This is a genomic window from Lysinibacillus parviboronicapiens (assembly GCF_003049605.2).
GTDB lineage: Bacteria > Bacillota > Bacilli > Bacillales_A > Planococcaceae > Lysinibacillus > Lysinibacillus parviboronicapiens.
The window spans coordinates 293,522-309,485 of record NZ_CP073713.1 but is presented as its reverse complement, the minus strand read 5'-3'; the positions used below and the strand labels follow the sequence as shown (position 1 = coordinate 309,485).

The window sequence follows — 15,964 nt, the reverse complement described above, 5'->3', positions numbered from 1 at the left end:
ATTTCTAATTTATAAGTGATCCGGTTTCTTTTGATTATGCCCCTAAAACACAATATAATGAATTTAGTTTAAAGCTAAACTTTTTTTCAGGAAAGAGGAGAAGATTGAGTGGGAAATTACAAAACAAAGTAGCAGACTGCAATGAAGATGCTTTAAAGACAACAGTCACTGAATTTAACGAGGCTGGTTATGACGCCTTTGGTGTAAAAGTAAACGTCGATGCAGTTGCTCATTTCGGTCGTATAGATATTTTAGTCAACAATGCAGGAGTTGGTGACAGTATGCAGGCTACAGCAAATGTGCAAGATACGGTATGGCAACGCGTTATGGACATTAATGTAACAGGGATGATGCGTGCCATACGCCAAGCCTTACCAGTACTTATCGAAAATGGTGGCGGAACAATTGTCAATATGGCCTCGATTGCTGGTTTAACGGGTGGACGTGGTGGTCTAGCTTATACGAATGCTAAACATGCAGTTGTTGGCATGACAAAAAACATCGCTTCACATTACGGCCCACAAAATATTCGTTGCAATGCCATTGCACCGGGGCATGTAGAAACAGGCTTTGCCGCAGCGATGACCAACGTAAATCCATTCGGAATGGAGCAATCAGTTCGTGGCGTAAGCTTAATGCCAAAAGCAGGACAAGTTTCAGATATCGCTAATATTGCCTATTCCTGGCATCTGAAGATTCTGGTCTAATTAATGGTGTAGCAATAGCAGCTGATGCTGGCTGGAGTACTTATTAAGGAGTAACCCAACAACGAAAAGAAACCTGCCTCTTTTAATGAACGAGGTAGGTTTCTTTGCCATTGATAAGATAACAGCTTCCTGAGATTTTCTTGCATTCTTTTTTGATGCGAGTAATCGCATCTGATAATTGTTCAACAGAGTCAAACTGTCGATGTTCATTTGTAACTACTGCAATAGAAAGTGAGGTACAGGTGAAGGGTTGTAGTTTACCTATTCTATTTGGAACTTGTAAATGTACAATGTCTTCAAGTTCGTAAAATCCTAAGATTTGCGAATCAAACTCGTCAATTATCCGCTGACAAATTGCCCTTACCTCATAATGTGGAACGATGGCAACAAAGTCATCTCCTCCAATATGCCCTAGAAAATCATGTGTCCCAGCTATATTCTTTTTCAATATTTCCGTTAAATAACGCAGTATTTTATCACCCTTATTAAAGCCATACGTGTCATTATAGGATTTAAAATGATCTAAATCAAAATAAATGAGACTATATTGCTGAAACTCCAAGGTTTCTTCTAGCTTGTCATCGATTAATTTATTGCCAGGTAAACTACTAAGAGGATTTAAGAAGCTCGCAATAGCTACCTGTGTTTCTACCAACTTTAACAATAGTTCTCGAATGCTAACAACCCCAAAAAAATAACCATCCTTCGTCACAATTACATCGTCATATAAATCTTCTGCCGGTCGTTGCATCGCTTCTGTACTTACTTCCGTAATAGGTATGCATCTATCAACAATTAGCGGATTTTCTTTAATAATAAGCTGATTTTGGCGACCCATAAATAAATTATAGCCATAACGTGTACCAATTTTTTGATAGAAATGTGTGCGTGTTATATGTCCAATTGGTCTACCTTCTTGAACAACCACAACACTTCGCAATGACGGATTACTTGTAAAAAGTAAATCTACCTCTTTGTTTTTTACATATTCATCAATACAAGGAACGTTCTCAATGACTTCCCCTATTTTCATGGTCACCCATCCTTATTTTCCCCAAATGTATGTCCTTTGCAGGCTTCCCTAATGCATATCCTTGTGCATAATGGATGCCTATTTGATGTAAATAATCGAGCTCCTCTTGACGTTCAATGCCTTCTGCGATGATTTTGGTTTCAGCTTGTACAGCATACTTCATTAGCAATGTGACAAGCTGCTGTTGTTCATGATTTTTATCTATAAATTGAATTAATGAACGATCTAGCTTAATAAACTCTGGCTTTAAATAAATAAGCGTTTTTAAGCTATTGTAGCCAGAACCTACATCATCCACTGCAATACGATAGCCCTGTGAACGATAATTTGATAATACCCGTTCAAACTCCACAAAATCGATTACTGCGCTACGTTCCGTCAACTCAAAAACAACCTGCTGTGGTTTTATGCCAAGCTCCGTTAACAATTGTAGTGTTTCACCACTATGATACTTTTTATCTAATAATACATTGGGATGAATATTAAGAAAAAGCATAAAATCTTTGTGCATTATATCTCCGGGCAATCGTTCTTTAAAACGTTGCAAGGATAGGTTACGACAAAAGCATTCGAATAAAAACACACAATCTGTTTGCCCTACAAACTCATAAAAATGGTCGACATTGCTAAACAAATCTGAAGCCTCCGGTCGATTTAATGCCTCAAATCCCATCGTTTGCTTTGAATGCAAATCGACTATCGGTTGAAAATATGTATGCAAATCCTTGTCTTGGATGATTTTTTTTAATGCCTTTAATCGCCTCATATATAAAGTATTGTTTTGATGCTGGTCATAAAGATATTTTATATAGGAAAATAAACTGCTTGATTTTACACTTTGTCTCACAACAGACTCCATTCTCGCACCTCTTAAATTGGTTATTAATAGCTATTGTACGCTTCCATTGTAAATGTACTGTGAATAACATGTAAAAAGAGCTAGTGCGAATACTCCTACCAAAGCAAGGCGTAGCAGTCGCTAGAAAAAGATCATCCATTAGTTTTCCTTAATTATAGTAATATTTACATGAACGACATTATATGACATTCTATTTATTTGATATAATTTACGAATAGTGTATGCTTGTTATAATAGTATTTTATTACCTTTTATAATAATTTGTGTTTCATTTGGTAGAACAATGATAGATAATCAATTTTGTTCTTTATAGGAAATACCTATTTAGATAAAGTGAAACTTCAATCACTGGGCCAGTGATTGTTCGTTGAACCAATCGGGCTTTTACGGTCAGTTGATTGCCCGTTTTACTTTACTCGCTCTCAGCTTTCAAGTTGAGGCGGGTTTCTACTGACCGTTAAAGCGGGATAAATTATTATCAAGGGAGGATCACGTGAATGAGATTGTCTATTCAACAACTATTGGAGAACAAAGGAATTGAAGCAAAATCTGAACACCTTGAGCTACTTAAAACACGATGGGAAGGCATGCAATCACTTCGTAGCAATTTAGAAGGCGTTGCCATTGATGACGCGGATATCGCTATTCGCAACATACCTGGAGGTGACCATATTGACAACTGATTTACATTTGAAATCTGTAGAAGAATTGGCACCCTTAATTGAACATAAAACACTCTCTCCCGTCGAACTGACGAAGGCAATTTTAAATTTCGCTGAGGAAAGTCAACCAAAGATCAATTCTTATATGGCTTTTTATCATGATGAAGCTTTAGCTCATGCTAAAGAAGCAGAAAAAGAAATTTTAAATGGGCAGTATCGCGGCATGTACCATGGCATTCCAATGGCATTAAAAGATAATTTATATTTTAAAGATAAAATAACAACGATGTCCTCGAAAATTCATAAGGATTTCGTGTCACAATATGATGCGACTGTTGTGGAAAAGCTCCGTGATGCGGGTGTTATTTTCACTGGAAAATTGAGTATGCACGAGTATGCTTGGGGTATTACAAATAACAATCCTCATTACGGACCTGTACGGAACCCATGGGATTTAGATAAAATTCCAGGTGGCTCTAGCGGGGGCTCTGGTGCAGCTGTTGCAGCAGGAGCGAGCGTTGCTTCATTAGGCACAGATACAGCAGGTTCAATTCGTATCCCTTCATCTGCATGTGGAATTGTTGGCTTAAAGCCTACTCACGGTCGTGTTAGTAAATATGGCTGTTACCCACTTGCTTGGAGTCTAGATCATATCGGTCCAATGACAAAGACAGTCAAAGACGCTGCTGGTATGCTTGAAATTATTTCAGGCTTTGATCATCGTGACCCAACATGTGTCGATGTAGCAGCTGATAATTATGTACAGCAGCTTTCAGGCAATGTTAAAGATTTAGTCATCGGCGTCAATGAGGATTATTTCTTTAATCGCGTAGATTCAGATGTGGATCGTGCTGTTCGTGCAAGCATTCAAAGTTTAGTTGACCAAGGAGCAAGGGTTGAGGTTGTAAAAATTCCATCCTTACAGTATGCAGAATGGGCTGAGCTCATTACCTCCCTTTCGGAGGCAGCTGCTATTCATCACTCTGACTTACTGAAAAGACCACAAGATTTCGGGGATGATATTCGTCTATTATTTGAACTTGGTGAATTACCTTCTGCTGTTGATTATTTACAGGCTCAACAGGTACGTAGACAAATCAAGCAAGAATTCACCCAAATTTTCAATCAGGTTGATGTAATGATTACACCAACCTTACCTGTTGTAGCTAGTAGTATCGGCGATGATTTTGCCGAACTAAATGGCGAAAAAGTAGATTTGATTGACAATATTATTCGTTTTACTGGTCCTAGTAACTTAACAGGTTTACCGGCACTCTCTGTTCCTTGTGGTTTCAAAGGCAACTTACCTATTGGTCTACAAATCATTGGACCAGCCTTTAAAGAAGGCCGTATCCTAAACGTTGGTTATGCTATTGAACAAACGAACCCGATGAAAAACAGAAAGCCTAATATTTTCGCTAACATTTAAAATAGTAGATACTATGTAGCCGTCCATTCGTGGGCGGCTTTTTACTTCATTAACCCCTTTTGTCCAACAACCTGTTCCCCGAAGTAGCTCGGTGCTTGCCCGCGGAAAGCGCCCACCTGTAGCGGAATATCCCTATATGATTAGGAACAATTCCTTTATTTTTTTAGTTAATATTCGCCGTTATGAAAGTGAATTATGAAAGTGATTCATTTAAGTGATAATAGATTTTATAATAAGTATATAAACTATTAACTCAAATCCATTACCAGAAAGGTTGCTAGATCCCCTTATGAACGTAAAAAACTTTTTACAACTACCTATTACCAAGGCATTTACAGTCGTTGCTGGTCGCAATGGTTTACATAAACCTGTTCACAATGTAGAAATTCTAGATTTTGAATTTTCGCCTGATATACAAACTGTTAGAGAAACGGTTTTCACACCAAATAGCGTTGTTCTAAGCAGTTTATTATTTGCAAAACAAGAGCCCGAGTATTTATTAAATGCTGTGAAAAATCTTATCCAGCTAGATGCTAGTGCTTTAGCTTATAAGCCAGTTATTTATAAAGATTTGCCAGAAAAAGTCCTCGCCTTGGCAGATGAACATCATTTCCCGATATTACGATTTGGTGGGGATGAATTTTTTGAAAAAATCATTTTAGAAACAATGGCTTTTGCGAAAACACAAGATTACACATTCTTTTTAGCAACCATCATGGGACGTCTAATTAACGAGGAACTATCGGATGAACAAATAAAATCCTTTCTACAACAAATGAATAAAACTTTTGAAAAGTATGTGTTTGTTGCAAATGTTCAAATGAACCAAATGGTTAATACGCAATGGATGGAAAACTTTTTCAACTTAGAGCCCCTATTGAAATCAGGCATTATATGTACTTTTAAAAAAAGCATGTTTATCCTGATGACCCATCCATCTCAGCAGCTTCAATTTGAAAAGCTACTTAACGAATGGCTAACGATGTATGATATTGCAACAGAGAATCTCTTTATTGGTTATAGTAATGTACATTTAACAGAGGTAGAGCTTCATCTAGCCGTTCGGGAAGCCTACTTCTCTCGTATCATGGCAGAAATTTACACAATCTCTACTTATCATTATAAAAATCTGGCATCTGATTGTCTGCTTATTGAATTGCATCGTAAGGACGCACACTTTGCTATGGATTATGTGAATAATTACTTAGGCCCCCTACTAGAGAATAAGGTAGACCCTGATTTAATGAACACAGCTATAACCTTTGTGATAAAAAAAGGAAATATTAAAGAAGTAGCTGTTGCACACTTCTGTCATCCTAACACCATACGCTATCGCATGACAAAAATACGCCAACTAATAGCTCCTTTAGAAAATGATTATGTATTTTATGAACGCTTATCGACAGCCGTTAAATTGTACTTACTACATAGCAAAGTTGAAGAATGATTGTCAGCTTTGGAATAAGTACAAAAAAACGCCTGAAAGTTTAGAATTACAGTCAAATTATTTTCTTCTTTCTCATGCTATCCTTATTTAAGTCAGGAGGAAGAAAGATGAAACAATACATAGCTGATGGTATGCTACTTGTTACTGCAATTGTTTGGGGTAGTGGATTCGTGATTACTGCCATCGCATTAGAATATTTAACTGCTTATCAAGTAATGGCAGGAAGGTTCTTATTAGCTTCCATTATACTGACAGTCTTATTTGGATACAGATTAAAAAAGGCTAGTAAATCCGTTATATGGAAAGGTGTGCTATTAGGCACTATATTATATATTGCCTTCGCTCTTCAAACAGTTGGTTTGCAATATACAACACCATCTAAAAATGCATTTTTAACCGCTGTTAACGTCATCATTGTACCAATCATTGCCTTTGCCGTTTATAAACGACGTATTGATGGCTATGAAATAATTGGCTCGATGATGGCGATTGTAGGGATAGGTTGTTTATCATTACAAGGATCTATGACGATGAATATTGGTGACATCTTGTCACTAGCATGTGCGGTTGCCTTTGCATTTGATATTTTTTGTACAAATCTTTTCGTACAAAAAGAAGATGCTATTGCACTCACGATTATTCAATTTATAACAGCATCATTCATAGGAATCGTGGTAGTAATCAGTACAGGTGAAATACCAGCAACACTTGAAAAAGAAGCCATCTATTCAATTGTCTATTTAGCCATTTTTTCCACTACGATTGCTTACCTCTTTCAAAATGTGGCAAATCAATATACCACGGCTACAAAAGCAGCAATTATTCTATCAACTGAATCCTTTTTCGGTATGGTGTTATCGGTAATATTTTTACATGAAGTACTAACTGGCCGTATGATTATCGGTGCGGTGCTAATTTTATTGGCTATATTAATCGCAGAGATTAAGCCTGCTTATCCAAAAAAACGACTGCTAAATAGCTAAACAAAAGTATTTTTCTACAAAATGAATGTTAAATAGTTTCAGCCTGCTGGAGCTATTTTTTTGTCTCTAGTGATGATTTTGACTAGTAACAATACTCGTGGTAATTCCAACCATTAATACTGTAATAATAGAAAGCAGTAACGTACTAGAAGACAAAAGGAGCCCGCCAAATACGATGACGATTGAATCAATAAAAAAAATCAGGACTCCAACATTGATGCCTGTTTTATCACATAGAAACTGAGCTATAAGATCAGTACCACCAGTGCTTGTCTGAAATCGAAGCATCAAGCCAATACCAAAGCCAACAAGTATACCTCCTAAAATCGCACTATAGACAGCATCGATTTCAATCATGTTACGAACTGGCTTTAACAAATCAATAATAAGTGAAGATGCGATTAATCCATGTACACTATTATAGAAGTAAGCCCTATATTTAAACCAAGCAATAATAAAAATTGGAATACTTAAAATGATAATCATCAAGCCAATTTTTAGCTTATATAAATAATGTAAAATTAAAGCTAATCCCACAACTCCTCCATCTAAAATTTCATAGGGTGTTAAGAATAGATTGATTCCTAACGATAAAGAAATACTACCGATAATGATGACCAAGCCTTTCTTTAGAAAAAGCATACAACCTCCCTCCGAGCACTGAGCATGTACTATATTATGAAAGAATGGAATTGAACAGACTTTACTATGAGCAAAAATTACATTGATTTCAACGAAACCTTCTTCATAATTTCCACGTATAATACTGTAAAATACCAATTTTATGAAAAGAGGAATTTTAATGGAGCAAGCCCTACTTGAGCGGGTAAAGCAAACACGTATATTTTTACGAAAAGAACTGCTAGCAACAATATTTGAAGAATTTGATGTCCAGCGTATGGGGCTCGATGAGGAACAGCGTTTAGAGAAATATCGTACAATGCTAGAAAGTCCATTTCGTTTTTTCCGAGGGAGTGCCTATTTATTTTATTTTGATATCACGAAAGTGCCATCGATTTTCCATACAGCCGATAGCAGGCCTACTTGGATTCAAGGCGATATGCATATGGATAACTTTGGTGCATTCCAAAATGAGACAGGTGCTATCGTTTTTGATGTCAATGATTTTGATGAAGGCTATGTTGGCTCTTATTTATACGATGTTATTCGTATGAGCGTTAGTATCTCACTTTATCTCGAGGAACAAGGTTTACATATTGCGGCTCAGAAAATGGCGATGCATCATTTTTTACAAGGCTATCTGGATCAATTAAAACGATTCCAACGTAAACAAGATGATCCGCTAACGCTAACATTTACAAAAGACAATACCAAGGGACCAATTAAAAAAGTCTTGAAAAAGCTTGAGAATCGTCAACGTTCTCATTTTTTACAAGATATAACATACATTAACGATAACGGACAGCGTGTTTTCATGGAATGAAGAAGTTCAACCTGTATCTGAAGATGAATATGCAGCTATTTCTAACGTACTTGCCAAGTACATGATTAAAGACATTGCCGTTAAACATGGCTCAGGCACTGCATCCATTGGTTTAAAACGCTATTATATTTTAGTAGATGGCGAAACAGACGCTCTAGGAGTAGAAGATTTAGTACTTGAAATGAAGGAAGTGCGTACGGCGATTCCTGCTTACTTCCTTCCATATAATGAAGCTTTCTGGGCTAGCTATGCACATCAAGGTGCACGTGTTGTCGGTACCCAAAGGGCGATGCATCATTTAGAGGACCCCCATTTAGCTTATGTCACGATGGATGGGCAAGAATATTATATTCGTGAGCGTTCACCTTATAAGAAGAAAATAAAACCTAAAAACTACAAAGACTTAGAAGATTATTTTGTCACAACGTCCACTATGGGGCGCATCGCAGCAAAAATTCATGCACGTGCCGATATCGATTATTCTAATGTTTTTACTTACCATAGTGAGGACGAAATTTTAAAAGCTATCGGTAAGGAGCGCAACGTCTTTATTGAAAGTACGATTTTACAAGCAATGCACTACAAGGAAATCGTTTATGCAGACTATGAGCTGTTTAACAATTGGGTAGCAGAGAAGTTTAAACATCTAGCAACAGTTTCTGAAGTAAACAAAAAAAGTCGCTCATAATGGGTCCGCAAAGATATAAATGAAACAGAACCTCTTCCCGAGAACGAACAGCTACAGCATTATATACGTTGGACATTTTTAAGTCACGGTCAACACAAATTTCGAACAAAAAACACAGAAAAAAGCAAAAGGTTTTGAGATGCTGTGCATTCTCAAAACCTTTTGTCTTCCATGTAAGCTCGTTCAACAAGCATGATATTATTTTAGATAACTAGGACAAGAAAAATCGTTATCCTGTAATTCAAAAGTGTAAGAACAGCTACAACGCTTCGATAACTATACGATTTTCAAGAAGAAGGTCTACATGATGCCTTGAAAATTTTAACTCTATCCTCACGACAAAGTTCTAATAAATTATTACTTATAGCCCGCAAAAATAAAACTTATTTAACTTTTGCTCTAATTCTGTCAAGCAAGAAACCGCCTTTAAATGACTTCGGCTCGTATGAAATAATAAATGCATTCGGTTCAAGTTGTTCTACTAATTGAAACAGCTCTACCTCGCGATTTCGCTTCGTCAAAATTTCGTATTTATAACGATTACTGTCTCTGCCCTCTCCAACATAAATCGTTACTGCAAATCCTTCATTTCGTAACAGCTTAACTAGTTCTTCATTTTTATTTTGTGTGTTAATTGTCGTATATACATAGCCAATAGCAAGTTTGCGTTCAATTTTTGCTCCCACAAAAATACCCAAACCAAAACCAACTGCATAAACAATCATTGCTAAAATACTTTGATCCCCATTAAATACAAGCGAAAGACCAAACACATAGATTAACATTTCTAGCATACCAAACATCGCTGCAAGTAAAGTCACATTTTTAACTAAGAATATTGTACGTAAAGTTAAAAAAGGTACATAGATTAATTGTAGTAATAAAATCAGCAATATATTTTGCATTTTTAAGACCTTTCGAAGTTAAATTTTTGAAACACTTTATTTCATAGTAATGAATATCTAAATGAAAAGGTCGCATTCAATAGTGAATGCGCCTTAAAACATGTATTTACTTTTAAAAACATTATCAGGTCTACTCCTATTTTTTTATATTAATTACATTAATACGGTTTAATAGATTATATGCTTATATGCAGGTTCTTTGCTTAATAAACCTTTTCTAATAACTATTTCTTTAATTCCTAGCATCAGTTTTATATGCCTCTGCTACAACAGTAACACCAATTTAGTTATAGATTTAACATTTCCCTCTTTTGCCTTTTAATAAACACTTAGGTTTACAGTAAATGGGTGCCCAAAAGTCATTGGAAAGCATCCTGCAAACAATTTATTGAAATACAGACCTTTCTCGATAGGCTGTTTTCTATAGTTTCTTGTTACTCAATGAAAAACGAAGCAGGATAATCGAACAAGCAAGTTGTATTATACATAGTAGGTGAAAGAAAAAACAAGGATTTATGGTTGAGGGAACATTAAGGGAATGCATAAAGAATGATAAAGGTTTCGAGTCTTTACATATTATGTCTTTATTAAAGAGTGTATTTGAAAAAAGGTATCAAGGCTAACGTATTACTTCACTAACAGGTACTTTAAATGCAACAAACACCCGAACTCCTTATTTATATTCGTTCTAAGGTTCCCTCGATGCTACAAAGCTTTTCACGATTTGCGTTAATTTAACGTGGGTTTGCGTGCTGTTTGCTTTCCTATTATGTATAGGTAACTAACGAGGTAAAATATTATAATTTCACTCACTAAATTTTTATATTATATATTTTGGATATTATTTCATACGTTTATGTAGTTATAAAGTAAAACGTAGCGTCTTACCGAGGTGAAAAATTGCAAAGATTAATAATAGCAATTGGGTATATCGTTTTTTTAACATTATTTTTATACCTAACTATTAAAACACTGATTTTTTCTACAATGCGTGATTCTTTTCCTAATTTCCAATTTATTATAACTATGCTTGTATTCATAGTAGTCACATGGACATTAGGATTACTGATGAAAAAATCCGAAATTTTTAGAAATTCTAAGGTTCTATTTGTAGGATCTTCTGCGCTTTCATTAATTATTGTAATGGTGATATTTTGAAACTCTTAGAATAAAAAAGCAGTGGATTAAAGCTCCACTGCTTTTTCTTGTTATTCTTTCTTTTACTCGTAAATAGTTAAACTTGAATCGCTACCGCCCACATAGCTTTACCTTCAGCATATAGCCAAGCAAGACCGATTATCGTTAATATCCAGCAGCAACTTTTGTCCATGTAGGTTCTAGTACTAAATACAAAACAGCTACAAGGCTCATAGCGTCTGTTCCTCTCAACTCTTCTAACATGTGTTTTCGCATACAAAAAAGCCACCTACTTTCAACTAAATTAATAGGTGAAAATAGGCGACTTGCTAACATTCTTTTCATCAAAATATATGGGATATTTAGATGAAAGCTATTTAATTATTTGCTGTAAAATTAGCCCTGCATCGGATCATTTTTATGTTTTGGGCCAATCATATTAAATAAAATGTTCAGGACAATCGCTGTGACAGAACCACAGACGATGCCATTTGACGTTAAAATGGCTACGCCCGGTGGCAGTGATGCAAAGATATCTGGAACGACAGATACGCCGACACCAAGACCGACAGCAATCGCTGCAATCATGGCATTTTCCGCTGATTCATTCATAACTGGTACTAACATACCCATACCTTGCGTAATCACCATTCCGAACATCGCAAGCATTGCCGCACCAAGTACTGGTGTTGGAATAATTGTTGTTAACGCTGCGATTTTCGGTAGGAAGCCAAGTGCTACAAGTAAGCCACCTGTGATGTAAATAACTTTGCGGTCTTTCACGCCAGACATGCGTGTAAGTCCCACGTTTTGTGAGAATGTTGTATATGGGAAAGCATTGAAAATACCGCCAATGACAGAAGCAAGACCTTCAGAACGATAACCACGCGCTAAATCTTTAGAATCTAGTTTTTTATTGCAAATATCGCTAAGTGCAAAATAAACCCCTGATGATTCTACTAGCGAAACCATCGCTACAAGCGTCATTGTAAGAATTGCGGTTGCATCGAATGTTGGCATGCCGAAGTAAAATGGCTGTACCATGTGCAAGACACCTGCATCGGAAACAGGACTAAAATCGACTTTACCCATGAATATACCTAAGACTGTACCCGCCACTAATCCGATTAAAATCGAAATGGCACGGACGAAGCCTGTTGAAAAACGATAAACCACTAAAATAATAGCTAATGTAATAAACGCTAAAGCAACATTGGAACCAGATGCAAAATCTGGTGCACCTTGTCCACCCGCCATATTGTTCAATGCAACTGGCAATAATGAGATACCAATAATCGATACAACAGAACCGGTTACAACTGGTGGGAAGAATTTCACTAGCTTACCAAAAAAGCCTGCAATCACTACCACGATTAAACCAGATGCAATAATCGAACCATAGATATCTGTAATCCCTTGCTCAGGATTGGTTCCTATTGCGATAATCGGACTAACCGCTGTGAACGTACAACCCAGTACTACTGGTAAACCAATACCGATAAACTTGCCAGAATAAACTTGTAACAGTGTTGCGATACCACACATCATAATGTCTATCGCCACTAAGTACGTCATTTGTTTAGCATCAAAGCCAAGTGCCCCACCAATAATCAGCGGCACTAAAATGGCACCGGCATACATCGCAAGTAAGTGTTGAATAGCTAGTGTCGTTGCTTTAAAGTTATTCATTACGCGCGATCCTCCGCAAATGTTACTTTGCCATCTTCTAAAGAATTGACAATTGCTAAAGATTCCACGCGAATACCTTGTTGTCGTAATAATTTCCCGCCATCTTGGAAGCCTTTTTCAATAACGATACCTACTCCGACAACATTTGCACCTGCTTGGGATGCGATGTCTAATAATCCTTTCACCGCTTCACCGTTTGCAAGGAAGTCGTCAACGATTAAGACATTATCGTCTGCGTTTAAAAAATTACGTGATACTGAAATATCATTTGTTTCGTTTTTTGTGAAAGAGTGTACTTCGGAAGAATAAAGATTATCTGATAGTGTTAGAGATTTCCGTTTACGAGCAAATACAACTGGAGCTCCGATTTCCAGCCCAAGCATGACTGAAGGTGCAATACCTGAAGATTCGATCGTCAGTACTTTCGTAATAATTTGGTCAGAGAAGCGATTTGCAAACTCATGTCCAATTTCCTTCATAAGCTGTGGATCAATTTGATGATTTAAAAACGAATCTACTTTTAATACAGATGAAGATAAAACTTTACCTTCTTGCATGATTTTGTCATGTAATAACTTCATTTCCTTAAATCCTTCTTTCTTATTGATAATAGAAAAAACGCTGAATACTTTGATTCCAATCATCTACGAGTGGAGCAAAGCGTTCAGCGCAAAAACGTCGACACAATTAGAAAAACGGCTCACCAACTTGTAGGAGGTCTTCTAAAACATTGCTACCCATAGTCGATTCATTTACGGTAAATCGGTAGAAACTCGCGAGCCCTATTCTCGCTATTATATGAGTGAAATGGTATTAAGCTGTTAGAATGTCCTTATTATAAACATCCACTTTTGTACATTCAATATGAATATTAATAATAGGATTATTTTAAATTTTCGGAATTAACTGGTATTCCTGCACTTTTTGACAGTGAACGTTCGTGTTTCACATCAATGTTCTGATTATATCAGACTATTTTCGACCATGCTAGTCATTATTTTGATAAATGGAAAGGTACTGTCATAATGACGACATTTTTGTGAAATAACAGCGATGTACGAATTAATAGACTCGATTGATTGTGTAACATATGATGCCAACCTTTTTTCGGTAAAAATTGTGGAATGACAACTGTAACTTGATAATCTGTTTTCGCATATTGATGTTCAACCTTGTCGATAAATTTTTTCAATGGTTGTGTAATACTACGATACTGCGAATAGTAAGTGACAAGTCGCACATCTGGTTTCCAAGCCTTCCATTTCTCTTCAAATGCTTTTGCATCTGCTTGATCGAATGCCACATAGAAGGCAATAATTTTCTCTACCTTTAGCGACTGCGCATAATGCAATGAGTTTTCTACCACTTTAGTAATGCCCGCTACTGGCACAATAAAGACATTGCCCTCTACATTCGGTAATGCTCCATGATCTAATCTGAGCTGTTCTCCCACTGCATCATAATGTAGCTTAATGCGATGAAACAGCCCAATAATAATTGGTAAAAATATAAATACTGGCCATACTTGGGCTAACTTTGTCACAAAAAACATCATCGCAACAATAAATGAAATCGCTGCACCAATCGTATTCACAGTAAATTTTGCCATCCAGCCACTTGGCTTTTCACGCCACCATTTTCGAATCATACCTGTCTGGGCTAATGTAAACGGGATAAAAACACCCACTGCATAAAGTGGAATTAAAAGCTCTGTTGTCCCATCAAACAAAATAATTAGCACAATTGCTGCTGCCCCAAGCATCAAAATGCCATTCGAATAGCCAAGACGATCCCCACGAATTTGAAATATTCTTGGAATAAAGCCGTCCTTCGATAAATTTACCGCAAGTAACGGAAAAGCTGAATAACCTGTATTGGCAGCAAGCACCAATATCATTGCAGTTGTTCCTTGCACAATATAGTAAAACATATTGCGCCCAACACTCGCCTCTGCAATTTGTGATACCACTGTTGCCTGTTCATTTGGTACCACTCCATAGAAATAGGCTAGACTCACGATACCAATAAATAGCACCGCTAAAATGCCTCCCATTGCTAGTAAAGTTTTAGCTGCATTTGTGGGAGCAGGATTTTTAAAATTTGGTATGGCATTAGAAATTGCTTCTACACCTGTCAGAGCAGAACTACCTGAAGCAAATGCCTTTAATAATAGAAACAGGCTAATCCCCGCAACTGGTGTACCTATTTTTGGATGGAGATCTGCGGGTACTTGCCCTGTTGCTACATTATAAATCCCTACTGCAATTAATAGCAGCATTACTGCTACAAATAGGTATACAGGGTAAGCTAAAATGGATGCAGATTCTGTAACACCTCGTAGATTTAAAAGCGTTAAACAAATAACAAAAAACACAGCAATGACTACGTTATATGCATGTAAGCTTGGGAAGGCCGAAGTAATAGCATCCGTTCCCGCAGAAACACTAACAGCAACTGTTAATATATAATCCACGAGTAGTGAACCACCTGCTACAAGACCTGCATTGACACCTAAATTTTCACGAGAGACGACATATGCCCCACCACCATGTGGATAGGCAAAAATAACCTGACGATACGATAAGATGAGTGCCACGAGCAGCACTGCTACTCCGAATGCTATCGGTAAAGAATACCAAAATGCAACCGTACTTACTGTCATGAGCACTAATAAAATTTGCTCTGGTCCGTACGCAACAGATGACAACGCATCCGATGATAAGATAGCAAGCGCCTTTGTTTTACTAAGCTTTTGTTCCCCGAGTGCATCGGATTTTAAAGGTTTTCCGATAACATAACGTTTGAATGAAGATCCCATACTAAACACCTTCTAGTTTCATAGAGTGTGTTTCTCGTTTCTAAATCAATATTCGCTTAGACAGGCTTGCTACCGCTTCAATACTACAACACGATAGCTGAATGAAGATAAAAAACGTCTACAAGTCATCACTAAATACGACTTGTAGACGTTTTTTCGTCTG

General features: G+C 36.8%; 14 protein-coding genes and 1 riboswitch. Of the genes, 7 read left to right on the top strand and 7 right to left on the bottom strand.

Going from position 1 to position 15,964, the window contains the following annotated elements; translation table 11 throughout:
• Positions 1-104 precede the first annotated feature (104 nt).
• Entirely contained in the window at positions 105-707 is a 603-nt protein-coding gene (locus C9J31_RS01640; protein ID WP_193767020.1) for an SDR family NAD(P)-dependent oxidoreductase, read from the top strand.
• Between the two features lie 82 nt (positions 708-789).
• On the opposite strand, the gene C9J31_RS01635 is transcribed toward C9J31_RS01640, so the two are convergent.
• The gene (locus tag C9J31_RS01635) at positions 790-1,740 is read right to left on the bottom strand and encodes a GGDEF domain-containing protein (RefSeq protein WP_107948541.1); all 951 of its coding nucleotides are present in this window, start codon (positions 1,738-1,740) and stop codon (positions 790-792) included.
• Entirely contained in the window at positions 1,718-2,599 is an 882-nt protein-coding gene (locus C9J31_RS01630; RefSeq protein ID WP_054767919.1) for an EAL domain-containing protein, read from the bottom strand. Before C9J31_RS01630 ends, C9J31_RS01635 begins: the two co-directional genes overlap by 23 nt.
• 497 nt (positions 2,600-3,096) lie before the next feature.
• Between C9J31_RS01630 and C9J31_RS01625 the strand changes: the two genes are divergently transcribed.
• From C9J31_RS01625 to C9J31_RS01610, 4 genes are all read left to right on the top strand, one after another.
• On the top strand, positions 3,097-3,282 hold the full coding sequence (locus C9J31_RS01625) for a hypothetical protein (RefSeq protein ID WP_107948543.1): 186 nt from the start codon (positions 3,097-3,099) through the stop codon (positions 3,280-3,282).
• Entirely contained in the window at positions 3,272-4,690 is a 1,419-nt protein-coding gene (locus C9J31_RS01620) for an amidase (RefSeq protein ID WP_107924936.1), read from the top strand. Before C9J31_RS01625 ends, C9J31_RS01620 begins: the two co-directional genes overlap by 11 nt.
• 289 nt (positions 4,691-4,979) lie before the next feature.
• Positions 4,980-6,137 carry a PucR family transcriptional regulator gene (locus C9J31_RS01615; protein ID WP_107948545.1) on the top strand — a complete coding sequence of 386 codons (1,158 nt, stop codon included), beginning with the start codon at positions 4,980-4,982 and terminating at the stop codon, positions 6,135-6,137.
• 107 nt (positions 6,138-6,244) lie between these two features.
• Positions 6,245-7,120 carry a DMT family transporter gene (locus C9J31_RS01610; RefSeq protein ID WP_107924934.1) on the top strand — a complete coding sequence of 292 codons (876 nt, stop codon included), beginning with the start codon at positions 6,245-6,247 and terminating at the stop codon, positions 7,118-7,120.
• Positions 7,121-7,186: 66 nt separating this feature from the next.
• Here C9J31_RS01610 and C9J31_RS01605 read toward each other — a convergent pair whose 3' ends face one another.
• Entirely contained in the window at positions 7,187-7,762 is a 576-nt protein-coding gene (locus C9J31_RS01605; RefSeq protein ID WP_054767918.1) for a YitT family protein, read from the bottom strand.
• A gap of 160 nt (positions 7,763-7,922) precedes the next feature.
• Here C9J31_RS01605 and C9J31_RS23925 point away from each other — a divergent pair, with 160 nt between their 5' ends.
• Positions 7,923-8,564, top strand: a complete 642-nt coding sequence (locus tag C9J31_RS23925; RefSeq protein WP_274520156.1) for a DUF2252 family protein — start codon at positions 7,923-7,925, stop codon at positions 8,562-8,564.
• Positions 8,548-9,252, top strand: coding sequence for a DUF2252 family protein (locus C9J31_RS23920; RefSeq protein WP_274520155.1), 705 nt, complete (start codon positions 8,548-8,550; stop codon positions 9,250-9,252). The genes C9J31_RS23925 and C9J31_RS23920 overlap by 17 nt, the downstream gene beginning before the upstream one ends.
• Before the next feature lie 383 nt (positions 9,253-9,635).
• Here C9J31_RS23920 and C9J31_RS01595 read toward each other — a convergent pair whose 3' ends face one another.
• The 4 genes from C9J31_RS01595 to C9J31_RS01580 all read right to left on the bottom strand — a co-directional run bounded on the left by C9J31_RS01595 (position 9,636) and on the right by C9J31_RS01580 (position 15,801).
• Positions 9,636-10,157, bottom strand: coding sequence for a DUF2179 domain-containing protein (locus C9J31_RS01595; RefSeq protein WP_107924932.1), 522 nt, complete (start codon positions 10,155-10,157; stop codon positions 9,636-9,638).
• A gap of 1,533 nt (positions 10,158-11,690) precedes the next feature.
• A complete protein-coding gene (locus C9J31_RS01590; RefSeq protein WP_107948549.1) occupies positions 11,691-12,983 on the bottom strand; it encodes a nucleobase:cation symporter-2 family protein in 1,293 nt (430 codons plus the stop codon).
• Positions 12,983-13,564, bottom strand: a complete 582-nt coding sequence (locus C9J31_RS01585) for a xanthine phosphoribosyltransferase (RefSeq protein WP_107948551.1) — start codon at positions 13,562-13,564, stop codon at positions 12,983-12,985. Before C9J31_RS01585 ends, C9J31_RS01590 begins: the two co-directional genes overlap by 1 nt.
• 139 nt (positions 13,565-13,703) lie before the next feature.
• A riboswitch (purine riboswitch) is annotated at positions 13,704-13,805 on the bottom strand.
• Positions 13,806-13,977: 172 nt separating this feature from the next.
• The gene (locus C9J31_RS01580; protein ID WP_107948553.1) at positions 13,978-15,801 is read right to left on the bottom strand and encodes an APC family permease; all 1,824 of its coding nucleotides are present in this window, start codon (positions 15,799-15,801) and stop codon (positions 13,978-13,980) included.
• Between the last annotated feature and the right edge of the window lie 163 nt (positions 15,802-15,964).